This is a genomic window from Polaribacter sp. L3A8 (genome assembly GCF_009796785.1).
GTDB lineage: Bacteria > Bacteroidota > Bacteroidia > Flavobacteriales > Flavobacteriaceae > Polaribacter.
In genome coordinates this window covers 13,425-40,209 of sequence record NZ_CP047026.1, presented here as the reverse complement: position 1 = coordinate 40,209, position 26,785 = coordinate 13,425, and the positions used below count along the sequence as shown (strand labels likewise).

Below are 26,785 nucleotides of genomic sequence, written 5' to 3'. Positions count from 1 at the left end.
GAAGCATACCTCGTACCCTTGGGTCGAGGTTGTTGATTTTTTACGAGTTAGTATTTTTTTGAAGCAAAACTGAATAACATAAATTTCATTATACTTAGTTATATCTAAAAATAAGTATAATTAGTATCTAAAAAGCAACGCATTTTTATGGATTGATGAACGGAAAATGTTAACTTTGGTTTTCGATACAATTTTAATTTATGATTATAAAAGATATCACCAATTATTTAGAAGAATTAGCTCCTTTAAATTATGCTGAAGATTTTGATAATGTTGGTTTATTAGTTGGCAACTACAATACTACGGTTTCTGGAGTTCTAGTAACTCTAGATACTTTAGAGGAAACGGTAGATGAAGCAATTGCTAAAAATTGTAATTTAATTGTAAGCTTTCATCCTATTATTTTTGGTGGTTTAAAAAAACTAAACGGTAACTCGTATGTAGAACGTGTGGTTTTAAAGGCGATAAAAAATGACATTGCCATTTATGCAACACATACTGCTTTAGATAATTCTAAAAACGGAGTTTCTGCAAAAATGTGTGAAGTTTTAGGTTTAGAAAATACAGAAATTTTAATTCCTAAAAAAGGGATCATAAAAAAACTGACTACTTATGTTCCTTCTAAAAATGCCGAAGAATTAAGAAAGCTTCTTTTTGCTGCAGGTGCCGGAAGTCTTGGTAATTATGATAATTGTTCTTTTAGTACTTTGGGAGCATCGACCTATAAAGGTAACGAAAACTCAAATCCGACTTTAGGAGAAAGAGGCATAGATCATACCGAAAAAGAAACTCAAATTTCTGTAGTTTTTGAAAGCAAATATGAGGCTGCAATTTTAAAAGTTTTAAAAAGGAATCATGAGTATGAAGAAGTTGCTTACGAGTTACTTACAACAGAAAATGTTTATCAGGATATTGGTATGGGAATGATTGGTGAGTTGCCCGAAGAAATGGATGAAAAAGCGTTTCTCTTATATCTAAAGAAAACAATGCAAACCGATTGTGTGCGTCATTCTAACATGATCAATAAAAAAATAAAAAAAGTAGCTGTTTTAGGCGGATCTGGTAGTTTTGCCATTTCTAATGCAAAAAGAGCTGGTGCAGATGCATATGTTAGTGCAGATTTTAAATATCATGAGTTTTTTAAAGCTGAAAATAGTATTCTTTTAGCAGATATTGGGCATTATGAGAGTGAACAGTTTACAAAAAACCTTTTGGTAGACTATCTTACGAAAAAATTTAGTAATTTTGCAGTCATTTTATCAGAAAAAAGTACAAATCCTATATATTATATATAACCATGGCAAAGAAGAAAGAAATTTCGGTTGAAGAAAAATTAAGAGCTTTATACGATTTACAATTAATCGACTCTAGAATTGACGAAATTAGAAACGTTAGAGGTGAACTACCTTTAGAAGTTGAAGATTTAGAAGATGAAGTTGCCGGATTAAACACGCGTATTGCGAACTTAAATCAAGATGCAGCAAACTTAGAAACTGACATTAACAACAAAAAATTAGCTATTGAAGAGTCTAATGGGTTAATGAAAAAGTATGATGAGCAGCAAAAGAAAGTTAGAAACAACAGAGAATTTGACTCTTTATCTAAAGAAATTGAATACCAAGATTTAGAAATTCAATTAGCTGAAAAAAGAATTATAGAATACAAAGCAAAAATAGCTCAGAAAAATACAGTAATTGATGCTACTAAAGAAAAATTAGCAAAACAAGAAAAACATTTAAGCCATAAAAAAGCGGAATTAGATGCTATCTTAAAAGAAACTGAAAAAGAAGAAGAATTATTAGCAAAAAAATCTAATGAATTTTCTCAAACTTTAGACACTCACTTATTTTCTGCATATACTAGAATTAGAACTAAAGTTAAAAATGGTTTAGCTGTTGTTGCTATAGAACGTGGTGCTTCTGGAGGTTCTTACTTTACAATTCCACCTCAGGTACAATTAGAAATAGCTAACAGAAAGAAAATAACTATAGACGAACATAGTGGTCGTATTTTAGTTGATGCTGCTTTAGCTGAAGAAGAAAAATTAAAAATGGAAAAATTCTTTTCTTAATCTTTTCTTTTACATATAAAATCTTTAAAAAACTCGAAGCTTAATTGCTTCGAGTTTTTTGTTTTATAGCTAATTATTAAAAGACCTCATTTAAACCTTTATTATTTCTACCTAGGCAAAAAACCATTCTTGTTTAGAAACATAATTTGGTGATAATAAATAAAATGTTCTCATAAAAAAACTCGAAGCCAAAGCTTCGAGTTTTATATTTTTAAAGAGGTCTAAACAATTAGTAATCTAAACTCTTAATATAGCTTAACTTCTCTTTCCAAAGCGCTAAATCTACTTTAAATTCGTCTACTCTGTTTCTTACGTTTAGCACCAAAGGATTGTCTGCTTTTGCGTTAGAAAAGAAGCCTAAATTGTTTTCTAATTGCTGAATCTCTTTTACAACTTCATCTATTTTCTTTCTAACAAACATTTGTTCAGAATCTAATTTTCTAACATCATTATCTGCTGCTAAACTATCTACAACATGTGTAAATTTTAACATAGCAACTTCGTTCTTATCTAAATCTAAACCTCCAAGAGCTCTGTCTATTAATTTATTAAATTTACCATCTATATGTCTTGCATTTCTTGGCAAAACACCTAAATTTCTCCAATTATTTATAATTTCGAAGATTTCATCCTTGGTTGGCGCTGTTAATTCTTTTACAGTTTCTAAAAATGCTTTTTTAGCGTCTACAACCTCTTGTTGTTCTTTGTTTAAAGAGTTTTTTTGATCGTGATATCTATCAAAATAATGGTTACAAGCGGCTTTAAAACGTTTCCAAATATCATCAGAAAATTTACGAGGTACATGACCAATTTTTTTCCAATCTGCTTGTATTTTCTTTAAAGTGTTTGTAGAAGATTCCCAATCATCACTTTCTTTTAAAGATTCTGCGAGTTCTATCAACTCCATCTTTTTCTTTAAATTCTCTTGTTGATCATTTTTTTCGTGTTTGTAAAAAACATTCTTAGCGCTATTAAATTTCTTTGTAGCTGCTTTAAATTTTTGCCAAACTTCTTCACTTTTAGAATACGGAAGTTTCCCTGCATTAAAATATTCTTGCCTTAATTCTTCTATATCTTTAATACTTTTCTGCCAATCGTTATGTGTTTTATTATTAGCAGTATCAAAAGCATTCAACTTTTCTACAACTACTAATTTCTTTTCTATAATTTCTTGGTATTTAGAGCGCATTTCTCTAAAATGATCATGTCTTCTATCATGAATCTTTTTAGTAGCAACACTAAATTTTTGCCAAATATCTTCTCTCATTTCTTGCGAAACAGGTCCAATATCTTCTTTCCAAATTTTGTGTAAGTCTTGTAATTCTTTAAAAGCAATATTTATATCAGCAACTTCTGCTAATGCATTTGCTTTTTCTATAATTTTTAATTTTTCTTCTAAATTATGTTTAAAATCTAAATCTCTAAAATCATTACTTAAGTGTAATAAATCATAAAAACGTTCTACATGATGATGAAATGTTTTCCAAGTATCATTGTAATGGCTTTTAGAAACAGGTCCAATAGTCCTCCAAGTATCTTGCAACTCTCTAAAACTTTTGTACATCGTTGCCGTATCTGCATTTTCAATTAAATCTTTTAATTGCTCTATAACAGAAAGTCTCTTATCTAAATTAGAAGATAACTGCTTATCTAAATCATTATAATGTGCATCACGCTGTTTTTTATATTCTGATAATAAGTTGTTATAATCAGTTTTTATAGGACTAGAAAATTGAAAATCAATAGAATTACCTCCTTCTTCTAAAAAGGCTGCTTTCTTTTCTGCTAATAAAGCTCCAAATTTTTGGTTAAAAGCACTTTTAATACCCTCAACTTGATTTTTAATTTTTTGAACAGGATTATCTGAAAGCGTATTTTTAAGTTCTGCAACTAAATCCTCTAAAGATAATTTTGAGTAATCTACCACGGTAGATTCGTCATCTTTAGCTGTATCTTTTTCTGCATCAACAGCAATAGAATTCTCTATTTCTTCAACAGCATCAACAGTATCATCAGACTTCTCTACAACTTCTTCTGCTTCAACTTTTAAAGTTTCACTCACAACTTCTACTACTTTCTTTTCCGTTTTATCAACGTTTTCTTCATTCTTTTCTAACATATCTACAATGTTTAAGGTCTTAATATAATACTACTATTATATATCTATAAAGATACTGACATCTAACTAAATCTACAAACTATCTAACCACTAAAATAATATAGATAATTTACTTTTTGGCGTTCCCTTGCAGGTCGGGCTTTACTTTACAATCTTTTTATTCATTCTTCATAAAAAGGATTTTCAATGCAATCCCTAACGCACTAACTTGCTATCAATAACTAAAAACAAGTAATTTTTTACCTTATTTATTAAGCTTTATTCCAAATTCTCCAAGATTCTTCTGCTTGCAATTGCAACATTTCATACCCATTTTTTATAACCGCTCCTTTTTCTTTTCCTTTGGATAAAAAAGTAGTCACTTCTGGATTGTAAATTAAATCATATAAAAGGTGATTTTCTGTAATAAATTGATACGGAATATCAGGACATTTATCTGTATTTGGTGAAGTACCAACTGGCGTAGAGTTGATAATTATTTGATACTTTTCCATAACCTCTTCCGTTACATCTTGGTAAGAAATTTCTTTTTTACCCTTCGGATTTCTAGAAACAAATTTAAATTTAATATCATTCTTTTTTAACGCGTAAGCAATTGCTTTAGAAGCACCACCTGTACCTAATATTAAAGCTCTTTTATGTTTTTTTGTTATCAACGGAAATATTGATTTTTCAAAACCTACAACATCAGAATTATACCCTTTTAAATTTCCTCTTTTGGTAAATTTTATGGTATTTACGGCACCAATTTCTTTTGCCGTTTTATCTAGCTTATCTAAATACTTCATTACGGCCTCTTTATAAGGAATGGTTACATTTATACCACCTAATTTTTCGCCACCTTGTTCAATAACACCAGGAAATTCTTCTATTTTCTGAAGATCAAAATTAACATAGCTGTGTTTTTTTAAGCCTAATTTTTCAAACTTTTCTGTAAAATAACCACGAGAAAAAGAATATTCAATATCTTTTCCTAATAACCCAAAAACTTTATTTTTTCTTTTGTCCATAAAAATCTATTACTAAAATTACCAAAACACCTACTACTATAAAAAATAGAGCAAACCAAGTTTGCGAAATTGAAAAATCAGGAACAAAACGTTCATAATTTTCAACAATTTGATTTCCTTTTTTATCAATTAAGTACGTTCCTTTTTCTTGCAAATAAATTGCTTTTTTCCAAGGCCAAACAATCCCTAAAGAACCTGTTATAAAACCTATAATCACTGCATTTACTATTTGATGCCAGCGTTTTAAAACATAGCCTAAAACATGACTTATAGAAACCAAACCAAATGCAGAACCTGCTGTAAAAACGCCAATTATTTTTAAATACCTTACTTTAACCGGATCAGACAACACTTTAAAATCGCCAGACAAAAGACTCGTAATTACATTAAATAAAACGTTTACAGAATCTACCAATAACAACACATAATTACCTAATAGAATTAAAATAAAAGACCCCGAAAGTCCGGGAAGTGTCATACCAGAAACCCCTATAATTCCACAAATAAATACAAACCAAAGGTTGTCATTTTCGGTTGCAGGTGTTAAAAAACTGATTCCTATACCTATGGAAGCACCAATAATTAAAGACAGGATATTTTTAAAATTCCAATCGCCAAAGTCTTTTCCTATATAGTAAATAGAGCCCAAAATCATCCCAAAAAACCAACTCCAAACATAGAGTTCAAAGTTTACTAAGAAATAATCTAACACTAAAGAAACACTAAAGTAACTAAAGATGCTTCCGCCCATTATTAAGAGCAGAAAAGAACCATTTACATATTGATAAAAACTTTTAAACCGACCATTTAGAAGCAACTTAAACGCTTTTAAATTTATCTTTCTAAATGAGTAAATTAATTCTTCATAAAAACCAAAAACGAAAGAAACAGTTCCACCAGAAACTCCAGGCACTTTATTTGCAGCGCCCATTGCTAAGCCTTTAAAAAAAAGGCTTAATTTCTGTAAAAAAGTTCTTTCAACAATCATTAAATTAATCCGTTCTTTGCTAAAATTTCTTTTGCTAAATTAATTTCTTTCATTTTGTCATCAAGTATGTCTTTAACGTGTTCTTCATAACTTTCTCGTTGATCTGAATTATATTTTTTTACAAGTAAACGATATGCCTTTTTTACATCAGCTTTTGATGTACTTTTATTTACACCTAATGCACTATAAGCTTTTTCAATAGAAATAGAATCAAATACATTATCATAATCGTAATCATCTTTTTCAGCTTTTTTATTTTCTTTTTCTAGCAATTCTTTTCCTTTATTCTGAACTGCTAATTTTTCCATTCCTAGAATAATTACAAAACCAACAACTGCCAATACAATTGCCATGGTTAATTCTGCATCTCCATTAAAAGAAAAAGGACTTACACTTTGTTGGTTAAATGGTACTTCTACTCCATGAGAATTTGTACGCCATGTTAATGTTTCTTTCCAAGGCCAAATTTTATTTAAAGAACCAATTATAAAACCGGTTAAAGCAGCTAAAGTTAAATTTTTGTAATGTTTAAACAACCATTTTAATACTCTAGAAAAGGTTAACAAACCAATAATTGCTCCTGCCATAAAAATTAAAATCGTTTTAAAATCTTTATTATTTAAAGCATCTAATACAGGCTTATAAGCTCCTAACAAAACCAAAATAAATGATCCTGAAATTCCGGGTAGAATCATAGCACATATTGCTATTGCACCCGCTATAAATATAAAAACTGGAGAAGAATTTTCTGAAACTAAAGGGTTTAAAGTGGTAATATAATAAGCCAAAAAAGCACCTGTAATTAAAAATACAAATGCAAGAATGTTCCATTTTGTAATTTGTTTGGCAATGTAAATAATACTAGCTAATACCAAACCAAAAAAGAAAGACCATAGTAAAACAGGCTCATTTTCTAATAAATATTTTATCGCTTTTGCCAAAGAAATAATACTTATAAAAATACCTAAAAATAAGGATGCTAAAAAGTTTCCGTTTAATTGTGTCCACGCTGCTTTAAAACCATCTTGTTTTAATGTTTTAAATAAACCAATATTTACGTTACTTATAGAACCTAGTAATTCTTCATATATACCAGAAATAAAAGCAATGGTACCTCCAGAAACTCCAGGTACTACATCTGCGGCTCCCATTGCCATTCCTTTTAAACCTATAACTAAATAGTCTTTTATATTTCTACTCATTTTATATCTCTTTTAAAAAAAACGAAGATAATAGAATTTTGAGAAAAACTAAGAAAAGAGACTTAATTTAACCGCTTCTTTATGTTGATGAAATTTAATTTACGCAATAGAAATTCATCATTATAAAGCCTAAAATTTATAGAAAGAATAAGTGGTTTAGATTCTTAGCGTACTCTTTATAAGATTTTTTATAAAAAAGAACTCCAAATTACATCACTAAAGAAAATTGAACCGTATTAATACTAATTTCCTAACCACAATACAGCTTATAAAATAGTCTAAAAAGCAATCTATGTTTTAGGATGCTTTGTTTAAAGCCAATTCCTTTTCAGCTCTTACTTTTAAAGAAATAGCGGCAATCACAAAATAAATAATTGTTAACAACCATAAATGATTCCATTCGTTTAAGACATCTACAAACGAAGCTTCCATTTGTGTTAATTTAACAAAACCATTCATACCGGCTGTAGACGGAATGATTTCTGAAATAAATTTATAAAAATTAGAAAATCCTTCAGCAGGAAAAGACAACCCACTTAACATTAATGACGGAATAGAAATCAATACTAAAAACACAATTGAATCTTCTCTTCTTTTAAAAAAAGAACTGATTGATATGCCTAAAAATACCACAGAAAATATATACGGAATTATAAATACATAAATAGATAGCAATGAAGAACGTACCGGAATGCCAAACAGCGTGTACACAACGCCAACTTGAACAGGAATAATAACAATATAAATTAAAGTATATAAACACGCTTTTGCTAATAAAACAGAGACTACGCCGCCTTTATGTAATATTCTTGGAAACTCTTTATGTGTAGATTTTGCTTCTCTTCTAGAACCACTTAAAAGACCAATTCCCATTAATAAAACTAATTGAATAATTAAGGCCGTTAACATTGGTATTAAATAAGTTGCATACCCAGAATTTGTATTAAACAAACTGGTAGATATTGCTTTTATAGGCGTATAATTTTTTTGAGCTTCATCAAAAGAAACACCTTTTGCCATTTCTTTTTTAATTGAAATTCCTGCGCTAAAATATCCGTTAACCTTAGTAACATCTCCTAAAACACGTTTATAAAACAACATATTAGCAGCATCAGAAAAGGTAGTAATTGTTGTTTGTCTACCGCTTCTAATATTATTTTCAAAATTCTTTGGTACAATAACAATTCCCTGTACATTTCTTGAGTAATAGGCTACTTTAGCAGCTTCTAAATCTGTAAATGTGGTTATTGTTTTTGTACCTTCTGTAGCAGCTAACATGGCAATATAATCTCTACTCATTCTAGTACCATCTTGGTTTACAATTGCTACCGGAACTTCTTTAATTATTTGGTTAGAATATATATATGTATACACCACCAAGATAATAAGGGTTACAGATAAAAAAGTGCTTACCACTGCTTTGTCCGATTTAATTCCATTCCATTCGGTAGCAAACGTATGTTTAAATGAGATGATTCCTTTGTAAATAAATTTATATAAATTTTTCATTTTTAAATACTGTGATTAAAGCTTCCTTTTAAAAACAATCTTTTTAATTTAAGCCAACTTATTGCAATTGGTACAATACATAAAACAACTAAAATAATGATTGATTTTAAAGAATAAAATACAGGAAATCCTCGTTGTGATTGATCTAATAATAATTCAAAGAAATGCGTAAATGGAAAAACCTGACTCAACCATTGCAATACTTCTGGCATTCCAAAAATAGGGAATGTAATTCCTGAAAAAGAAAGACTTACAGCACCAAATCCAGAACCAATTGTTAATGCTTCCCTAAAACTACCACTGATAGCAATAAAGAATAAAGCGAATGATTGATTTGCTAAAATCAATAAAAGCAAACCAACCAAAACTGTCATTTTACTTCCCAAAAACGGAAAATCTTGCCATACGTACATACTTAATAACGTAATAATACCTACCAACAAAAACCATACAGTATAAGGTAAAACTTTTCCTAAAATAATTGCTGATAAACGTCCATTTGTAATGTTCAATAACTTATTTCCTTTGCTATATTTTAAATCTGCTCCAAAACGGTAAATTGTAGTTAGCATGACAAATAACTGAAATAACATCGTTAAAAAACCTGTATTCAAATAATACGAATAGTTTGTAAATGGGTTTGACAACACATGATTACTCGCCAAAATAGGCTGATAATTCACCAATGCTTGTTGCATGGAAACTCCTTTTTTACGTTGTTTTTCGATATTTATACCTGCCGAAATTGTACCAATTACTTTTCTAAATGCTTTATACTCTAATCCTCCTGCCAATAATAAATTACTATTGTATTGATTGATGATATGTACTTGTTTTCCACTTTTTAAATCTGCTTCAAAGTTATTAGGAATTGTAATGACACCATACGCTTTTCCTAAACTAATTAATGCTTCTCCTTTATGCTGATCTAAAGGAAAAAAACCAATTTTAATCTCTGGCGCAGCATCTAACTGAGCAATTACATTTCTAGATGTTGCCGTATGATCTAAATCTACCACAGCAACAGGTAAATCTCTCGCAACACCTTCACTTAAAAGCGTATTGAAAAACAAAATGGACACAAATGGTAGTATTATTGCAAGAATAAAAGACGACTTACTGTTAAACAACAGTGCTATCTCTCTTTTTGCAATCCGTAAAGAGGGTTTCATTTTACTCATTAAATTGAGAATAATCAATTAAAATACTCATTCCAGGTCTTAAATCTACCTCTTTTGTAACTGGCATCGCTTTAATTTCAAAAGTTCTAATATCAAAATCTCCGGTAGCCTTTGTTGCACTCCAAGTAGCATAATCTCCTAAAGCAGCCACATAGTAAATTTTAAATTGTACTTTTTTATTCTTTAAAGCAGGAATCGTTGCTTCAAAAATGCCTTCTTTTTTAAAGTTGAAAAGACTGGTTTCTTTAATATTTAAAATGGCGTAACTATTTGTTAAATCTACCAAATGAACCACCGGATAACCTGCTCCTATTAACTCTCCTTCTTCTGGTAAAAAATTAAGAACTTCTGCATCTATTGGTGCAATAATATTACGTTCATTTTTATAACCTTCTAATTCCGTTAAAGCGCCATCTGCTTGTTTTACCATAGCTTTTGCAGCATCTATATCTTCATTTCTAGCGCCTTTCATTGCCATCTGATACATGCTTAATGCTGCTTCCTGATCCTTTAAAGCAACTTCTTTTTTGGCAAATATTTCATCTCGTTTTTGTTCAGAAATTACGCCGTCTTTAAATAAGTTTGCCATACGAGTATATGTTTTATTCATTACATTGGCAGCTGCAGTCGCTTTTTCATAAACACTTTTGGCAGCTCTAATTTCTTCTAGTCTTGCGCCATTTTGTGCTTTATTTTTTTGAGCATTTGCAGCATCTCTTAACGCCAAAGCTTGTTGCTCTTTTGCCATAATTTCTGGACTTAAAAGCGTTGCTAATAATTGCCCTTTTTTAACACTTTGTCCTTCTTTAACTTCAAAAGAATTAATTCGTGTAGGTATTTTAGACGATAAATAAATTTCTTTAGCTTCTATTCTACCTTGTAAAATAACGGATTTAGGTTTTGTTAAGAACCACACACCTGTAAGTACGATAATTGAAATAATTACCACACCTATTAATGACTTTATAAATTTTGGATTTCTCATTTTAATATTAATTTTGATTTAAGAAAGAAGCTGTTTTTCCTGTAAGCACCATTAACTCTCCGTAAGCTACATTGTACTCGTATAAGGCTTTTATTTTATGTAATTTAATTTCTGATAATTTTAAAGTTGCATCCACAACCTCTAAAGAAGTTCCCGTTCCTTCTTCAAAAGCACGAGTTCTCATAAACTTTAACCTATTTGCCAAGGCTTCATCGGTATTTAAACTTTCATACTGCTCCAATTCCTTTTGCATGGTATTGTACAATTTTTCTGTATACGTTGTTAAATTTAATCGTGCTTGCCTGTCTATTTCTTCTACTTGAGAAATTTTATATTTAGATGCTTTTACTTTATGTTCTCTTTGAAAACCGTTAAACAATTCCCATTCTACACCAACACCAACAAACCATTTTGTATCTACTAAAGGTAAATTATCTTTCCAAAGAATGTATTTTCCAGAAACACCAACCTTCGGAAAATAATCACTATTTTCTACCTGTACTCCTACTTTTGCTAACTCATAATTTTTTTCAATAATTTTTAACTGTTCATTTGCACTCAGCATATCATTAGTAAACTCTTGCAAAGGTTTTACAATGGTTGGTTCTTTAAAATCACTGCTAAAATCAGAAATGGTATTTACTCCTATTAGGTTTTGAACAGCTGTTGTAGCTAAATCAACATCTTTTTTAGCACCTAGCAATTCCCTATTTGCATTAGACAGCGCTACTTTAGCATTTAATGTTTCTACTTCCGGAATGATACCGTTTTCGAAAAACTTCATTGCTTGGTTGTTATGTAACAAAATAACATTGTAAACTTCTTCCCTTAACTGCACAGCTTCTTTGGCTAATTTTAACTTAAAAAAGTAATTTATTAGTTGTACCGTTAATTGATCTTCCTTTATTTTATGCTTTGTTTCAGACAATGCTAATTTTATTTCTGATGCTTTATTGGCTGCATTTATTTTTCCTCCAGCATAAATAGGCATCGATATATCTGCAGTTGCAAAACCCAAGTTTTGTTCTTGCAACGTAAAATCCCAACTACCTAAAACCGCAGCAGGATCTGTAATACCTAATAAACCACCTACCTTATTTCTTTGCTCATTTAAATCTGCCGAAATATCTTTATCTAAATGCATATAAGTACCAGAAACACCTACCGTTGGCAAACGCAACCCTTTTGTAGCTTTATGCTCTTCTTCCATGGCTTTTACTTCAAAGCTAGATGCTTTTACATCTCCATTTTTAGACAACATTAAATCGTATGCTTGCCTTAATGTAATATCTTGTGCATTTGTAAACGTTGATAGAAAACACAAAATACAGGAGAATAACACTCCTCTTTTATTCAATTTCATTGGTTTAAATTTTAAATTGACATTCATTTATTTTAAAATTTTCATAATATTATCCGTTAATTTCTCTACATCATGTATGGTTACTTCTTGTTCTCCAAAAATATTTTTTCGAGTAAAATTGATGTAGTCTACCGCATAGACTAAAATGTGATAATGCAATTGATAAACCGTTATATCTTTTGAAATCTCTCCAGATTTGATACCAATTTTTTTTATACCCTGCATTAATGCTGCACTTTGTTCCTTAATAATTTCTGATGCAAAAAAGTTTTCATTATGCAGTAATAGGTAAAAAAATTTTGATGTATTTGGCTCATTCAGAAAGTAAGTTACTCTATTTCTAATAAACTCTTCTAATAATGGCCTAATACTATTGGGATTTAAGGTTAATAAAAATTCTAATTCTTTATATAAAGAATTTACTTTATCATGATACAATTCATTTATTAAATCTTGTTTACCAGCATAAGTTCTATATAAATACCCACCACTTACGTTTGCTTTTTTAGCAATCATAGCAATAGTAGTTGCTTCAATTCCATTTTCTACGATGGTATGCATAATAGCTTCTTTAATTCTCGCTATTTTATCTTCATCAATTTTACGTGCCATAGTATCTCTTTTTTTGAGCATACAAATTTATGAATAAATGTTCATTCATTTATTATTTATCTATTATTTTTTATTTTTATTATAACGAGTCATACAGGCATTAATATTAAAAAAGGAACATCTACAAACGGAAAATTGATATAATCATAAAATATAAGCACAAAAAAAAGCACTCATTTTACTGAAATATATCAGTAAAAATGAGTGCTTTTAAATATCTAATAGATGTATTTACTTATTCAAATACATTTTACGCCTCGCATATAAATCATAAAATTGATCGTCTTTTAAACTATCAATAAACAAGATGCTTTCTCCTGTCGATTTCATTTCTGGTCCTAGTTTCTTATCTACATTAGGAAACTTGTTAAAAGAAAATACAGGTTGTTTAATTGCAAAACCTTCTAATTGAGGGTTAAAATTAAAGTCTGTAACTTTATTGTGGCCTAACATTACTTTAGTGGCATAATTTACATACGGTTCTTTGTATGCTTTTGCAATAAAAGGTACCGTTCTAGAGGCTCTTGGGTTTGCTTCAATAATATACACAATATCATCTTTAACAGCAAACTGAACATTTATTAAACCAACTGTTTTTAATTCTGTTGCAATGGTACGTGTATGATCTTTAATTTGTTGCAAAACAAATTCACCTAAATTAAAAGCTGGTAAAGTTGCATTAGAATCTCCAGAGTGAATTCCACAAGGTTCTATATGCTCCATAATACCAATAATATATACATTACCATCTGCATCACAAATTGCATCTGCTTCTGCTTCTATTGCGCCATCTAAATAATGATCTAACAATAATTTATTACCAGGCATTCTACCTAATAAATCTACTACATGTTTTACTAAATCATCTTTGTTAATCACAATTTTCATTCCTTGCCCTCCTAAAACATAAGAAGGTCTTACCAAAATTGGAAAATTTAATTCATCTGCTAAAACCAAAGCTTCATCAGCTGTTTCTGCAATACCATATTCTGGAAAAGGAATTTTATTATCCTTTAACATTGCAGAAAATCTCCCTCTATCTTCTGCTATATCTAAAGCTTCAAAAGAGGTACCTATAATTTTTATTCCGTATTTGGTTAACTTTTCAGCTAATTTTAATGCGGTTTGTCCACCTAATTGCACAATAACTCCTTCTGGTTTTTCATGACGAATAATGTCATAAATATGTTCCCAAAAAACAGGCTCAAAGTATAATTTATCTGCGGTATCAAAATCGGTAGAAACCGTTTCTGGGTTACAGTTAATCATAATGGTTTCGTAACCACATTCTGCAGCCGCTAAAACACCATGTACACAACAGTAATCAAACTCAATTCCTTGTCCAATTCTATTTGGTCCAGAACCTAAAACAATTATTTTCTTTTTATCAGTTACAATACTTTCGTTTGCAATGATAATTTCTCCGTCTGCTGTTTCAATCTCGTTTTCGAAAGTTGAATAGTAATAAGGAGTCTTTGCTTTAAATTCTGCTGCACAAGTATCAACTAATTTAAAAACACGTTGTACTTTTAGCTCTTCTCTCTTGGTATATACTTGACTTTCTAAACAACCCAACATGTGTGCTATTTGTCTGTCTCCGTATCCTTTTTGTTTTGCTTCTAATAATAATTCTCTACCAAGAGTTTCTATTGTATAGGTAGAAATTTCTTTTTGAAGTTGAAATAACTCTTCATATTGTTTTAAATACCACATGTCTATTCTTGTGATATCATGAATCTGAGTTAAAGGAATTCCCATTGCAATTGCATCATAAATAGCAAAAACACGGTCCCAACTTGCGTAGGTTAATTTTTCTATAATTTGGTTGTAGTCTGTGTAGCCTTTTCCGTCTGCACCTAAACCATTTCTTTTAATCTCTAAAGATTGCGTTGCTTTGTGTAATGCTTCTTGAAAAGATCGTCCAATTCCCATTACCTCACCAACAGATTTCATTTGTAAACCTAAAGTTCTGTCTGACCCTTCAAATTTATCAAAATTCCAACGAGGTATTTTTACAATTACATAATCTAACGTTGGCTCAAATAAAGCGGATGTAGATTTTGTAATTCCATTTTCTAATTCGTCTAATGTATACCCAATTGCTAATTTTGTAGCAACTTTTGCAATAGGATATCCTGTTGCTTTAGACGCTAAAGCGGATGAACGAGATACACGAGGATTAATCTCGATAGCAATAATATCTTCTTTTTCATCTGGTGAAACGGCAAACTGCACGTTACATCCACCTTCAAAATCTCCAATAGAACGCATCATTTTAATAGACATGTCTCGCATTTTCTGATATGTTTTATCAGAAAGTGTCATTGCAGGTGCTACGGTAATAGAATCTCCAGTATGAATTCCCATAGGATCCATATTTTCGATAGAACAGATAATAACAACATTATCGTTTTTATCACGTAGTAATTCTAATTCGTATTCTTTCCATCCCATCATCGCTTTGTCAATCATCACCTCATGTATTGGTGATGCTTCTAAACCGAAACTTAAAAGTTGGTCAAAATCTTCTGCTTTGTAAACAATAGAAGCTCCTGCCCCACCTAAAGTGTAAGAAGAACGAATTACTAAAGGAAAACCAAATTCTTGTGCAATTTCTTTTCCTTTTAAAAATGAAGTTGCTGTTGCTTGCGGTGCCATTGGCACATCAATCTTTAGCATTAACTCTCTAAATTGTTCTCTGTCTTCAGTAATATTAATGGCATCAATGTCTACACCAATTAATTTTACATTAAAATCTTCCCAAATTCCTTTGTCATCTGCCTCTATACATAAGTTTAATGCAGTTTGACCACCCATTGTAGGTAAAACAGCATCAATTTGAGGATGCTCTTTTAAAATTTGAATGATTGATTTTGTTGTTAAAGGCAACAAGTAAATATGATCAGCCATAGAAGGGTCTGTCATAATTGTTGCAGGGTTCGAGTTAATTAAAATAGTTTCAATTCCATCTTCCCTTAAAGAACGTAAAGATTGTGAACCAGAATAATCAAATTCACACGCTTGTCCAATTACAATTGGTCCAGATCCAATAATTAAAACTGATTTGAGGTCTTTTCTTTTTGGCATTGTAAGTTGTTGTGTTGTTTAGTTTTACAAAAATAGTTAGTGCTTGGGTATAAAAAAAGGCATTACTTAAAAAAGTAACACCTTATATATTAACAAATGTCAATCATTTATTTTTTATGTCTAGTTTCAGTAGAAACAGAAATTTTCTTTCTTCCTTTTGCTCTTCTACGAGCCAACACCTTTCTACCATTAGCAGAAGCCATTCTTTCCATGAAACCATGTTTATTTCTTCTCTTTCTCTTTGACGGTTGGTAAGTTCTTTTTGGCATTATCTGTATTTTTAAATGTCTTCTATTATTATTTTACTGCTTTAAATTCTACTCTTTTAAAGCGTTGGCAAATATACAACTGTTTTTATTTATGGCAAACACTATTTTAAAAAAAAATGAAAATTTATTTAATTCTTCTAAAAATCCTTTTAAAACACTTTTTTACTAGCTGTTCCTCACTCTTATAAGTTGCTATTCTGGTGTCGTTTTCATAACTATTGGTATCAAAATTAAAGTTGTCATCGTCATAAATAGCACCTTTACAACTCATTTCTATAAAAACATTGTTGTTTTTAATATCAAAAATCTTAACAAATACAACGGCTCCACCAAGAACACCAGATCTGTATTTTAAAGAATCGTATTGTGGGTCCTTAGATTTATTAATTAAATCTGGACTTAATATTTTAGATAGCACAATATAATCTAAATCTGTTGTTTGTTGTAAAAGTGCAATATTTTCTTTTGTAAGGTTATATTCTATAGCAAAAGGAATAATTATTTTATTATCTGAAGTTCTATAATTTTCTCTAGTAAAAGTGTTACCTCCTACTTTCTTTGAGAAAAATTCTAATAATTGCTCATTATAAGCATCACCACTAAACGAATTATAGTTTAGTTGGGTTGTACTTAATAAATAGCTTGCATTTTTATGATAGTCTAATTGCGTATTAAACCATAAATTTTCTAAACTAAAATTTGCAGATTTACGCTGAAATACTTTTGGGAAAAGAATTGCACAACTAGAAAGCAATAAAACACTTAATAAGAGTAGGTATTTTTTCAAAATTCAGATTTTTATTTTAACAAATCAAAAACTATTCCATTTACATCTATTTTAAATAGAAGAAATAATAAAAATAAATACCTCTTTTTATTTGCCATAAATCTTAGAGTTAGTATTTTTGCGCAAACCTAAGAATACCATGAGTAACACTAAATACGTTTTTGTCACAGGAGGCGTAACTTCATCACTTGGAAAAGGAATAATAGCTGCTTCTTTAGCCAAACTATTACAAGAAAGAGGCTTTTCTGTAACCATACAAAAATTAGATCCGTACATTAATATAGATCCAGGAACCCTAAACCCTTATGAACATGGCGAATGTTATGTTACAGATGATGGTGCAGAAACCGATTTAGATCTTGGTCATTATGAACGTTATTTAAACATACCAACTTCTCAAGCAAACAATGTTACAACTGGTAGAATATACCAATCTGTAATAAACAAAGAGCGTAAAGGAGAGTTTTTAGGAAAAACGGTACAAGTAATTCCTCATATTACAGACGAAATTAAACGTAGAATTCAAATTTTAGGTGAAACCGGAGATTACGATATTGTAATTACAGAAATCGGTGGAACTGTTGGTGATATTGAATCTTTACCTTACGTAGAGTCTGTAAGACAACTATTATGGGAAAAAGGAGAAGAAAATGCCATTGTTATACATTTAACATTAGTGCCATTTTTAGCCGCTGCAGGTGAGTTAAAAACAAAACCTACACAGCACTCTGTAAAAATGTTAATGCAAAGTGGTGTGAGTCCAGATATTTTAGTGTGTAGAACAGAGCATGAAATTTCTGACGACATTAAACGTAAATTAGCATTGTTCTGTAACGTAAAACAAGCAGACGTTATACAATCTATAGATGCAGAAACTATTTATGATGTGCCTAATTTAATGTTAGAACAAGGTTTAGATACCGTTGTTTTAAATAAATTAAAACTATCATCTAAAGGAGAACCAGAATTAAAAGTTTGGAACAACTTTTTACAAAAACATAAAAACCCTAAACACGAAGTAGAAATTGCCTTAATTGGTAAGTATATAGAATTGCAAGATTCTTATAAATCTATTACAGAAGCTTTTATTCATGCAGGTTCTACGCATGAAACAAAAGTAAAAGTACGTTGGGTACATTCAGAAAGTTTAACACCTAAAAATGCAGAAAAAAAATTAGCAGGTGTTAACGGTATTTTAGTAGCTCCTGGTTTTGGTGATAGAGGTATTGAAGGTAAAATTAGAGCCGTAAGATATGCAAGAGAAAACAACATTCCTTTCTTCGGAATTTGTTTGGGAATGCAAATGGCTGTTATAGAATTTGCTAGAAACGTTTTAGGTTTAGAAAACGCAAGTTCTACAGAAATGAATAAAAGCACAAAAGACCCTGTAATTAACTTAATGGAAAGCCAAAAAGATGTTACAGAAAAAGGGGGAACCATGCGTTTAGGTGCTTGGGATTGTGAATTAAGTAAAGATTCTAAAGTATTTAAAGCCTATAAATCTGAGTTGATTAGTGAACGACACAGACACCGTTTTGAGTTTAATAATGCTTATTTAGAGCAGATTGAAGCTGCTGGGATGAAAGCAACTGGTTTTAACCCAAAAACAGGATTGGTAGAAGTGGTAGAAGTACCTGCACATCCTTGGTTTGTTGGTGTACAATATCATCCAGAATATAAAAGTACGGTATTAAAACCACATCCTTTATTTGTAGATTTTATTAAAGCAGCCTTAAAACAGTCTAAAAAATAGTTTTGTCTTGTTGAGCCCAATTGAAACCTAAAACCTTTCGGCTGCGCTCAAGGAAACAATTAAAAAAGGGAACACTATTTGAACTACTTATTTAATACAAACCGTAAAGTAGAAAAAACAATATAAAACTGCTTTTTAACTACATTTGTCGCCTTCTTATCAAAAAATTATTTTGATTTAATGACAAAATGACATTTTAAAATAAAACATGGAACAAAAAAAATTCGATATCAATTCTTTTATAGGAATGATTTTATTAGGTGGTATTTTACTATACTGGGTAAACACTAATAAACCAGATGAAACAATTGATACTTCTACGAATACTGAACAAACTGTAGACACTACAAGCAATACTTCAAATACTTTTACAGAAAATACACCTGTTTTTGAAAACGATTCTTTAAAACAAATTGCTTACACTACCAAATTAGGCGCATTTGCACAAAGTGCTATCAATGGTTCTAACGGAACTTCTGTTTTAGAAAACAAATTGGTTAAATTACTTATTAGTAATAAAGGTGGACAAATTATAGAGGCAGAAATTAAGAATTATAAAACCTATGATTCTTTACCTTTATATATGATAAAAGACAAAAACGCATCTTTTAACATCAATTTTGGTACTACAGACAATAGAATTTTAAACACCAAAGATTTATTCTTTACGCCTACTATTTCTAAAAACGGAGAAAATACGATCGTTTCTATGAAACTGAAAGTTTCTAACACTCAGTTTCTTGAATATAGATATGAAATAAAGCCAAATAATTACATGGTTAATTTCACTATTCGTTCTCAAGGTTTAAGCGATGTAATTAATTCTTCTAACCCAATTAATTTAGATTGGTCTTTAGATGGTTATAGACATGAAAAAAGTTTAAAGACAGAGAATACCATGTACTCTCATCTTTATTATAAAACAGAAGACGATGTAGATTATTTAAACGCTGGTAATACAGAAATTTTAAATGATGTAGACTGGATTGCTTACAAACAACATTTCTTTACCTCTAACCTATTGTCGGATACTCCTTTTAACAATGCTACTGTAACTTCTACAGAGCTAGTTAAAAATGAAGAATTAGACACCGTTTTTACAAAACGTTATGAATTAAAAACTCCGTTAGAATTAACTAATGGTGAGTTAGATTATAAAATGAAATGGTTCTACGGACCAAGTGATTATAATTTATTAAAGACTTTTAAAGGAACAGATTTAGACCATACTGCAGATTTAGGTTGGGGTATTTTTGGTTTCTTAAATAGAACTGTATTTTATCCCGTATTTAACTTCTTAAAAGGATTCTTATCTAACTACGGATTAATCATTATTTTAATGACTATTGTTGTTAGAATTATCATGTCTCCATTAGTATACAAATCTTATTTATCGAGTGCAAAAATGAAGGTTATTAGACCAGAATTAACTGCCTTAAATGAGAAGTATCCTGGTAAAGAAAACGCTATGAAGCGTCAGCAAGAAACCATGGCAATACAAAGAAAAGCCGGAGTAAGTATGATGTCTGGTTGTATACCTGCCTTATTACAAATGCCTGTATTCTTTGCTTTGTTTAAGTTTTTTCCTACAAACTTAGCTTTAAGACAAGAAAGCTTTTTATGGGCTAAAGATTTATCATCTTATGATATGGTATTTCAATTACCTTTTAAAATACCTTTTTATGGAGATCACGTAAGTTTGTTTCCAATATTAGCTTCTGTTGCTATTTTCTTTTACATGAAAATGAACCAAAGTCAACAAGCAAACATGCAAGCACCAACGCAAGAAGGGATGCCAGATATGGGGAAAATGATGAAGTATATGATTTACTTCTCTCCTATTATGATGTTGTTCTTCTTTAACAACTACGCAAGTAGTTTAAGTTTATACTACTTTGTATCTAACTTGTTAACCATTGCAATTATGTTAGTTATTAAAAACTATGTAATTGATGAAGATAAAATTCATGCGCAAATAGAAGAAAACAAAAAGAAGCCGGAAAAAGCAAAAAGTAAATTCCGTCAGAAAATTGATTCTGCTATGAAACAAGCGCAAGAACAACAAGCACAACAAAAGAAAGGAAAAAAAAGTAAGTAATACTTGCTAGCATATTGTAGAAATCCAAAACTTAATTGTTTTGGATTTTTTTTGGTTAAAAAACAGGTAGTATTACTCTTGACTTTTGTCACAAAAAAAGTAACTTAGCTATCTACTGATGTAAGTCATTAAAACGATGTCAGATCAATCTTAACGTTAGAGCAAATATGACAAAACAATGCAAAATAACAGCTATCATATAGTTTTTGAAAGAAGTTATTATTTACCGACTAATGATTTCGGACAAAGAAATAATAAGCATCCTACTTGGGGTTTTGAGCCACAAGAAAATTCCAATCTGAAATTTGGCGGAGTATTGAAAAATGGAATAAACCATCTGATTTCTTTTGATAAAAATTTCCTTATTAACGGAATAGAACTTAAAGGTCGAATATTCGGACTCAACTTTGAAGATTTTTTCAATGCACAAATAAATGGTCCTTATCTATTCTATAAACATTCAGAAAATGGAGAAATTGAAAGGTTAAATGATAACATTCCTATAGAATTCGAATATTGTAATCAACCTCTTAAGGAAACGAATATAAAACTTGCTCTGACTCCTCTTTCTTTTGAAAATCAAGAATGGGAAGGGAATTGTAATAAAATTGGAGGAAAACCTATCTGGGTTCAAGAACCTGAAAATATATGCTGTCCAAAATGTAAGAATAAAATGACTTTTATATTTCAACTAGATAGCGGACTCCCGGATTTGAATCCAGTTAATGGCAATGAAATAATGTTTGGTAATGACGGAATTTGTTACGCTTTTTGGTGTAATCAACATAAAATTAGCGGATATTTATGGCAATGCACTTAAATAAATACTGGCTCTAACACGATATATAAGACATAGCTAGTAAGTGTTAAACCGAAAGGTTAGTGATTATTTACAAAGACCGTCAAATTTTAAATTTGGCTTTTAAAGAGAAAAACTAAAAACAAAACATAAAAATTCTGCTCTGTATTTATCCGAAAAATGAGCGTCTTTTTTTCCGCTACATTTCATACACAAACCGTTAATTAAACACAAAAAAACACCTTAAACAAACTGAATATAAGTCAGTTTATGTAAGGTGTTTTTATATTTAAGGAAAGAATAGCCTAATTATTATTGAGGCCCACAAACTAGTCTAGCCCTGATTGAAGTGGCATCCTTTTTGTTTTTCACAAAAAGATATAACGGAAAGCAGGAAATAGCTAAAATGATGAAGTACATGATTTACTTCTCTCCTATTCTGATGTTGTTTTTCTTTAACAATTATGCAAGTAGTTTAAGTTTATACTACTTTGTATCTAACTTGTTAACCATTACTATTATGTTAGTTATTAAAAACTATGTAATTGATGAAGATAAAATTCATGCTCAAATAGAAAAAAAAAAGAAGCCAGAAAAAGCGAAAAGTAAATTCCGTCAGAAAATTGATTCTGCCATAAAACAAGCGCAAGAACAACAAACGCAACAAAAGAAAGGAAAAAAATAAAAGTCAATGCCTCTAGATAATTATAAAAATCCAAAACTTAATTGTTTTGGATTTTTTTTGTTTTAAATCTTAGGAGTAAAAAACTAACTTCTAACATCTCTCTTTAAAGCACAGCAAAACTTGTGTTATTCATTAAAAAAAGACACTACTAAGCAACATTATACATTCTACAACTTAAATCATCATTTATAGATGTTTTATTTGTTGCTCTAGACACTCGTTTTATTTTTTTTAAAATTATTTTAATTTTATTCCACCTCAAAAAAAAAACACAAAAACCTGTACATAAACATATTAGACAAAATACACACACTTTTAAATTTAAAAAAAGCACACTTTTTAGTACAAAAAAATTCAACATAAATAAGTAAAACAAAAAGATGATAATAGTCATTAACAACTAAAAAGAATACCAATACTTTTAACTTATTAAAAAAACCTTAAATTTTATAAAATGTTACAAAACAGAAGAATTTATTTACCCCCTTTAAGTTTAATTGGTCCTGGTGCTTTAAATGATCTTGGAGAAGAGCTAAAAAGTCTTCCTTATAAAAAAGCCTTATTTGTTACTGACAAAATGCTGGTGAAAATTGGAGTGGCAGAAAAAGTAATAGAAGTTATGGAGGCTTCTAATATAGAAGTTGTAGTATTTGATAATGTACAACCCAACCCAACAACCCAAAACGTAAATAACGGATTAAAGTTATTAAAAGATCAAAATTGCGACTTTATTATTACTCTAGGAGGAGGATCACCGCAAGATTGTGGAAAAGCCATTGGTATTTTAGCAACCAACGGAGGTGATATTAAAGATTATGATGGTGTGCATTTATCTAAACATAAATCACTACCAATTATAGCTATAAATACAACTGCCGGTACTGCAAGTGAGGTTACCATAAATTACGTTATTACAGACGAAAAACGCCATATTAAAATGGTTATGGTAGATAAAAACTGTTTAGTATCTATTGCTGTTAACGACCCTGTATTAATGTTAGGAAAACCAGCTGCTTTAACTGCTGCTACGGGTATGGATGCACTAACACACGCTATAGAAACTTATGTTACAAAAGGGGCTTTTGGTTGGTCTGACGCTTTGGCTTTAGAGGCTATTAAGTTAATTTCACAAAGTTTAGAAATTGCCGTTGTAGATGGTAAAAACCTAGAAGCTAGAAGCAAAATGGCTTGGGGACAATTTATTGCAGGTCAGGCGTTTTCTAATGCAGGTTTAGGTTATGTACATTCTATGGCACATCAATTAGGTGGTATGTACGATTTACCTCATGGAGTTGCCAATGCTATTTTATTACCACATGTAGAACAATTTAACATTCCTGCTTGTGCTCATAAATTAAAAAGAGTTGCAAGAGCTATGGGAGTTGGTGTCTTAGAAATGAGTGATACCCAAGGAGCCAATGCTGCAATTGCTGCAATTAAAGCCTTATCAAAATCGGTTGGAATCCCTAAAGGATTAAAGGAATTAGGTGTTAAAGAAGAAGATTTTGAAGAAATGGCTAAAAATGCCTTATTAGATGTTTGTACTGGTGGAAACCCTAGAGAAGTAACTTTAGAGGAGACCTTTGCTATTTATAAAGCAGCCATGTAAAACAATATTTTTCTATATAATAAAACCACTATACCTTAAGTTGTGGTGGTTCTATTTTTTAAAAATATAGTAGGTACAACGTATACTTTTTTGGGGTTATAACAATGAAAAACAAGTACTTCTACTATTGCCTTTTTGCCTCAAAAAAGCTAACTTAGCTAACTACTGATATAAGTCATTAAAACGACGTCATATCAGTCTTAACGTTGGCAAAAATGTAAAACGAACATTAATGATGAGAAAACACAGCTTTCGGTTTTTAACTTTCATTTTTATGGGAATATTAATATACTCCTGTCAAGATGAAATAGAAACCACACAACAACCAAAACTAACATTGAGTGAGGAATTAGCCTCTGAATCCGATGGAGAAATTATTTTAGGAGAAAAGCTAGAGAATCCATATTCTGTTAAGAATATGCGATTAGCATTAAAAAGCTTAAAAGAAAAACAACAAAAATCATCTAAAAATTATTCAGCAAAAACATTAAACGATGATTTAGACATTCAATCTACGGATTATTATGTGAAATTTTGGGTGGAAAATGATGAACAAAAAACTTTATTACTAGCAGATTCTTTAAACCTTTCCATAATCCCATTGGATGTAGAAATAAAACAAGAAGGCGATTATTTTGTAGATGAAAATACTGAAATTGAACAAGCACAATGGCTCTATACATCCGTTGTTAAAGATTATCAATTTCATCAAGAAGTTTCTTATGAAAAAATTGAAGACTTATTCTTAATAGAGGAGTCTGGACCCGAAGAGGAAGAAGGAGATCAAGACGAAGATGAAACTACAACAACCACTATTGCTGGGAAAAGCTCCATTTCAAAAAGTTTTCTTTATGACTTAGAAGACGAGGCTCTTCGAATTACCAATAATTGGGAAGAACCAGAAAACGAGCCTGACACAAAAAACGGTCTTGCAGCAAGAAGGAGTAAGAGAAAACCTAAAGGTGTCATAGAAGTAATAAATACAACAAACGGTAGACCTGACCCAGTAGTAGGCGTAAAAGTGAAAACAAGACGATGGTTTAAATGGGCAAAAGGTTGGACTAACTCCAATGGCGAATACGAGGTAAATAGAGGTTATAGACGTGATGTTCATTATACTGTAGTATTTAAAAACACGAGAGGTTTTAAAATTTGGCCTTCTACAATTAGTATTTCTTCTGCAAGATACAGGGCAGGTAAACATAGTAAATATGGTCATAGTATTACTTTTAATACAAATTCTGTGGGTTGGCGTTGGGCAACAGTAAATAATGCTACTGTAAAATATTTAGATTACTGTACGCAATTTGGTATTGGTAAGCCAGATTCTAATCTTCGAATTGTCGCTAATGGAAAATCTGGAGGAGGTGCTGCTCCTATGCTTAGACATACTTGGGGTTGGATTGGATTTAGAACAAATTCAGACTTGATTTCCTTTTTTAGTAAAACTGCAATTTCAGTACCAATAAACGCATTATGGTTAGTAACTCGTTTTGTGCTTCCTGACATTATCATTAAAGCTAATGCTAGCCAAGGTACTGACGGGGTTTTCGAAACTACTTTTCACGAATTGGGTCACGCAAGCCATCATAGAAAAGTAGGAAGTGGTTATTGGGTAAAATACATCAACTATATTATGACTTACGGAGCTTATGGTGATGGACACGGTCTTAATTCTGGATATGCTGGCGTTGGAGAAATGTGGGGAAATTACTTTGCTGCTCTATGTATGAATCAAGAAATACCTAGAACAGGAGGAGTAGGTTTCTACTTAAATGAAAACCGTGATTGGTTTAATCCAGGATTTATGGAAGATGTTGATAATATTCCGGATGTTACTACATCTGAAATATTTTCTAGCCTAGTATCAAACACTAATACTTTTGATAAATTAATATCTCAATTTAAAACAAAAACTATAAATGATGAACAAGTTGATAATGCGTTTGCCAACTATACTGATTGGCCTTAGTCTTTTTTTATTACAATTTTCTTGTACACTATTTAATAGTGATGAAGCTTTAGTTAAATATGCCGATAGGTATATAAATAATTCAAATCAAGAAATAGAACTAGTATTTAAAAGCTCCGTTGAAGGAGAAAGTAATTTTATTATACCTCCAAATGGTTTCATTGATAGGGTTAAAATAACTTGGAATGATGATAATACAATTCAAAGATTCATCGATGAACTTTATGGAACAGATTCCGATGCATTAATAATTGAACTTATAGTTGAAAATGAATTAATTAAATCTTGGAACGGCCCACCAATTTCGAAGGGTGATAATAACAGTCCATTTAATTATAACTCTTGGGCAATAAATGAAAACGATAACTCTGTTCAATTTACAATTAACAATTCTGATATTGAATAGAAAACACTTTTGCTAACACGGTATATAAAAAACAGCAGTTAAGTGCTAACTTCAAAGTTAATGCTTTTCTGCTATTTTATTTTTAGAATGAAAGTAATCGCATTTTTAATCTGCTACTTTTCATATATCAACACGTTAGCTAAACGCAAAAAAAACACCTTACACAAACTGAATATAAGTCAGTTTGTGTAAGGTGTTTTTATATTTAAGTAAGAATAGCCTAATTATTATTGAAGCACACAAACAAGTCTAGCCCTGATTGAAGTGGCATCCTTTTTGT

At 30.5% G+C, this 26,785-nt stretch carries 20 protein-coding genes and 2 pseudogenes; 9 read left to right on the top strand and 13 right to left on the bottom strand.

Annotated elements, in window-relative coordinates:
• Positions 1-200: 200 nt before the first annotated feature.
• Both GQR92_RS00175 and GQR92_RS00170 read left to right on the top strand, forming a co-directional pair.
• Positions 201-1,295, top strand: a complete 1,095-nt coding sequence (locus GQR92_RS00175; protein ID WP_158837226.1) for a Nif3-like dinuclear metal center hexameric protein — start codon at positions 201-203, stop codon at positions 1,293-1,295.
• 2 nt (positions 1,296-1,297) lie between these two features.
• Positions 1,298-2,071, top strand: a complete 774-nt coding sequence (locus tag GQR92_RS00170; RefSeq protein ID WP_158837225.1) for a zinc ribbon domain-containing protein — start codon at positions 1,298-1,300, stop codon at positions 2,069-2,071.
• A gap of 229 nt (positions 2,072-2,300) precedes the next feature.
• Here the strand turns inward: GQR92_RS00170 and GQR92_RS00165 are convergent, their stop codons facing one another.
• From GQR92_RS00165 to GQR92_RS00110, 13 genes and pseudogenes are all read right to left on the bottom strand, one after another.
• The gene (locus GQR92_RS00165; protein ID WP_158837224.1) at positions 2,301-4,190 is read right to left on the bottom strand and encodes a DUF349 domain-containing protein; all 1,890 of its coding nucleotides are present in this window, start codon (positions 4,188-4,190) and stop codon (positions 2,301-2,303) included.
• 251 nt (positions 4,191-4,441) lie between these two features.
• Positions 4,442-5,200, bottom strand: a complete 759-nt coding sequence (locus GQR92_RS00160; RefSeq protein WP_158837223.1) for a shikimate dehydrogenase family protein — start codon at positions 5,198-5,200, stop codon at positions 4,442-4,444.
• Positions 5,181-6,188, bottom strand: coding sequence for a DUF368 domain-containing protein (locus GQR92_RS00155; RefSeq protein ID WP_158837222.1), 1,008 nt, complete (start codon positions 6,186-6,188; stop codon positions 5,181-5,183). Before GQR92_RS00155 ends, GQR92_RS00160 begins: the two co-directional genes overlap by 20 nt.
• Complete coding sequence (locus GQR92_RS17865) at positions 6,188-6,496, bottom strand: DnaJ domain-containing protein (RefSeq protein WP_233270128.1); 309 nt, start codon at positions 6,494-6,496, stop codon at positions 6,188-6,190. The genes GQR92_RS00155 and GQR92_RS17865 overlap by 1 nt, the downstream gene beginning before the upstream one ends.
• A pseudogene (locus GQR92_RS00150) lies at positions 6,476-7,390 on the bottom strand (DUF368 domain-containing protein); the annotation flags it as partial. The pseudogene GQR92_RS00150 and the gene GQR92_RS17865, both read right to left, overlap by 21 nt.
• 297 nt (positions 7,391-7,687) lie before the next feature.
• Positions 7,688-8,899 (bottom strand): ABC transporter permease, encoded by a 1,212-nt coding sequence (locus GQR92_RS00145; RefSeq protein WP_158837220.1) that lies wholly within the window; start codon positions 8,897-8,899, stop codon positions 7,688-7,690.
• Between the two features lie 2 nt (positions 8,900-8,901).
• A complete protein-coding gene (locus tag GQR92_RS00140) occupies positions 8,902-10,071 on the bottom strand; it encodes an ABC transporter permease (RefSeq protein ID WP_233269914.1) in 1,170 nt (389 codons plus the stop codon).
• Position 10,072: 1 nt separating this feature from the next.
• Positions 10,073-11,065: an HlyD family secretion protein gene (locus tag GQR92_RS00135; protein ID WP_158837218.1), complete on the bottom strand. Its 993-nt coding sequence runs from the start codon at positions 11,063-11,065 to the stop codon at positions 10,073-10,075.
• A gap of 7 nt (positions 11,066-11,072) precedes the next feature.
• Entirely contained in the window at positions 11,073-12,428 is a 1,356-nt protein-coding gene (locus GQR92_RS00130) for a TolC family protein (RefSeq protein WP_158837217.1), read from the bottom strand.
• Between the two features lie 27 nt (positions 12,429-12,455).
• Positions 12,456-13,040: a TetR/AcrR family transcriptional regulator gene (locus GQR92_RS00125; RefSeq protein ID WP_158837216.1), complete on the bottom strand. Its 585-nt coding sequence runs from the start codon at positions 13,038-13,040 to the stop codon at positions 12,456-12,458.
• A 231-nt stretch (positions 13,041-13,271) separates the two neighbouring features.
• On the bottom strand, positions 13,272-16,127 hold the full coding sequence (gene carB / locus GQR92_RS00120; RefSeq protein WP_158837215.1) for a carbamoyl-phosphate synthase large subunit: 2,856 nt from the start codon (positions 16,125-16,127) through the stop codon (positions 13,272-13,274).
• A gap of 107 nt (positions 16,128-16,234) precedes the next feature.
• Positions 16,235-16,396, bottom strand: coding sequence for a 50S ribosomal protein L34 (rpmH, locus tag GQR92_RS00115; RefSeq protein WP_036820926.1), 162 nt, complete (start codon positions 16,394-16,396; stop codon positions 16,235-16,237).
• A gap of 124 nt (positions 16,397-16,520) precedes the next feature.
• Positions 16,521-17,183 (bottom strand): hypothetical protein, encoded by a 663-nt coding sequence (locus GQR92_RS00110; protein WP_158837214.1) that lies wholly within the window; start codon positions 17,181-17,183, stop codon positions 16,521-16,523.
• A 139-nt stretch (positions 17,184-17,322) separates the two neighbouring features.
• On the opposite strand from GQR92_RS00110, the gene GQR92_RS00105 reads away from it, so the two are divergent.
• From GQR92_RS00105 to GQR92_RS00075, 7 genes and pseudogenes are all read left to right on the top strand, one after another.
• Positions 17,323-18,936, top strand: coding sequence for a CTP synthase (locus tag GQR92_RS00105; protein ID WP_158837213.1), 1,614 nt, complete (start codon positions 17,323-17,325; stop codon positions 18,934-18,936).
• A gap of 208 nt (positions 18,937-19,144) precedes the next feature.
• A complete protein-coding gene (gene yidC, locus GQR92_RS00100; RefSeq protein ID WP_158837212.1) occupies positions 19,145-21,034 on the top strand; it encodes a membrane protein insertase YidC in 1,890 nt (629 codons plus the stop codon).
• Positions 21,035-21,212: 178 nt separating this feature from the next.
• Entirely contained in the window at positions 21,213-21,854 is a 642-nt protein-coding gene (locus GQR92_RS00095) for a DUF1963 domain-containing protein (protein WP_158837211.1), read from the top strand.
• Between the two features lie 379 nt (positions 21,855-22,233).
• Positions 22,234-22,518, top strand: a pseudogene (locus GQR92_RS00090) (membrane protein insertase YidC); the annotation flags it as partial.
• A 454-nt stretch (positions 22,519-22,972) separates the two neighbouring features.
• Positions 22,973-24,127 (top strand): iron-containing alcohol dehydrogenase, encoded by a 1,155-nt coding sequence (locus GQR92_RS00085; RefSeq protein ID WP_158837210.1) that lies wholly within the window; start codon positions 22,973-22,975, stop codon positions 24,125-24,127.
• Positions 24,128-24,401: 274 nt separating this feature from the next.
• Complete coding sequence (locus tag GQR92_RS00080) at positions 24,402-26,099, top strand: hypothetical protein (RefSeq protein ID WP_158837209.1); 1,698 nt, start codon at positions 24,402-24,404, stop codon at positions 26,097-26,099.
• Complete coding sequence (locus tag GQR92_RS00075; protein ID WP_158837208.1) at positions 26,050-26,505, top strand: hypothetical protein; 456 nt, start codon at positions 26,050-26,052, stop codon at positions 26,503-26,505. Before GQR92_RS00080 ends, GQR92_RS00075 begins: the two co-directional genes overlap by 50 nt.
• Positions 26,506-26,785 lie beyond the last annotated feature (280 nt).

What these genes read in the sequence shown, in the direction of transcription:
- GQR92_RS00130 (WP_158837217.1), bottom strand. Translation starts at nt 12,428, where the DNA reads ATGAAATTGAATAAAAGAGGAGTGTTATTCTCCTGTATTTTGTGTTTT.
- GQR92_RS00165 (WP_158837224.1), bottom strand. Translation starts at nt 4,190, where the DNA reads ATGTTAGAAAAGAATGAAGAAAACGTTGATAAAACGGAAAAGAAAGTA.
- GQR92_RS00170 (WP_158837225.1), top strand. Translation starts at nt 1,298, where the DNA reads ATGGCAAAGAAGAAAGAAATTTCGGTTGAAGAAAAATTAAGAGCTTTA.
- GQR92_RS00140 (WP_233269914.1), bottom strand. Translation starts at nt 10,071, where the DNA reads ATGAAACCCTCTTTACGGATTGCAAAAAGAGAGATAGCACTGTTGTTT.
- GQR92_RS00160 (WP_158837223.1), bottom strand. Translation starts at nt 5,200, where the DNA reads ATGGACAAAAGAAAAAATAAAGTTTTTGGGTTATTAGGAAAAGATATT.
- GQR92_RS00125 (WP_158837216.1), bottom strand. Translation starts at nt 13,040, where the DNA reads ATGGCACGTAAAATTGATGAAGATAAAATAGCGAGAATTAAAGAAGCT.
- GQR92_RS00175 (WP_158837226.1), top strand. Translation starts at nt 201, where the DNA reads ATGATTATAAAAGATATCACCAATTATTTAGAAGAATTAGCTCCTTTA.
- GQR92_RS00095 (WP_158837211.1), top strand. Translation starts at nt 21,213, where the DNA reads ATGCAAAATAACAGCTATCATATAGTTTTTGAAAGAAGTTATTATTTA.
- carB (WP_158837215.1), bottom strand. Translation starts at nt 16,127, where the DNA reads ATGCCAAAAAGAAAAGACCTCAAATCAGTTTTAATTATTGGATCTGGA.
- yidC (WP_158837212.1), top strand. Translation starts at nt 19,145, where the DNA reads ATGGAACAAAAAAAATTCGATATCAATTCTTTTATAGGAATGATTTTA.
- GQR92_RS00080 (WP_158837209.1), top strand. Translation starts at nt 24,402, where the DNA reads ATGGGAATATTAATATACTCCTGTCAAGATGAAATAGAAACCACACAA.
- GQR92_RS00145 (WP_158837220.1), bottom strand. Translation starts at nt 8,899, where the DNA reads ATGAAAAATTTATATAAATTTATTTACAAAGGAATCATCTCATTTAAA.
- GQR92_RS00075 (WP_158837208.1), top strand. Translation starts at nt 26,050, where the DNA reads ATGATGAACAAGTTGATAATGCGTTTGCCAACTATACTGATTGGCCTT.
- GQR92_RS00105 (WP_158837213.1), top strand. Translation starts at nt 17,323, where the DNA reads ATGAGTAACACTAAATACGTTTTTGTCACAGGAGGCGTAACTTCATCA.
- GQR92_RS00155 (WP_158837222.1), bottom strand. Translation starts at nt 6,188, where the DNA reads ATGATTGTTGAAAGAACTTTTTTACAGAAATTAAGCCTTTTTTTTAAA.
- GQR92_RS17865 (WP_233270128.1), bottom strand. Translation starts at nt 6,496, where the DNA reads ATGGAAAAATTAGCAGTTCAGAATAAAGGAAAAGAATTGCTAGAAAAA.
- GQR92_RS00085 (WP_158837210.1), top strand. Translation starts at nt 22,973, where the DNA reads ATGTTACAAAACAGAAGAATTTATTTACCCCCTTTAAGTTTAATTGGT.
- rpmH (WP_036820926.1), bottom strand. Translation starts at nt 16,396, where the DNA reads ATGCCAAAAAGAACTTACCAACCGTCAAAGAGAAAGAGAAGAAATAAA.
- GQR92_RS00135 (WP_158837218.1), bottom strand. Translation starts at nt 11,065, where the DNA reads ATGAGAAATCCAAAATTTATAAAGTCATTAATAGGTGTGGTAATTATT.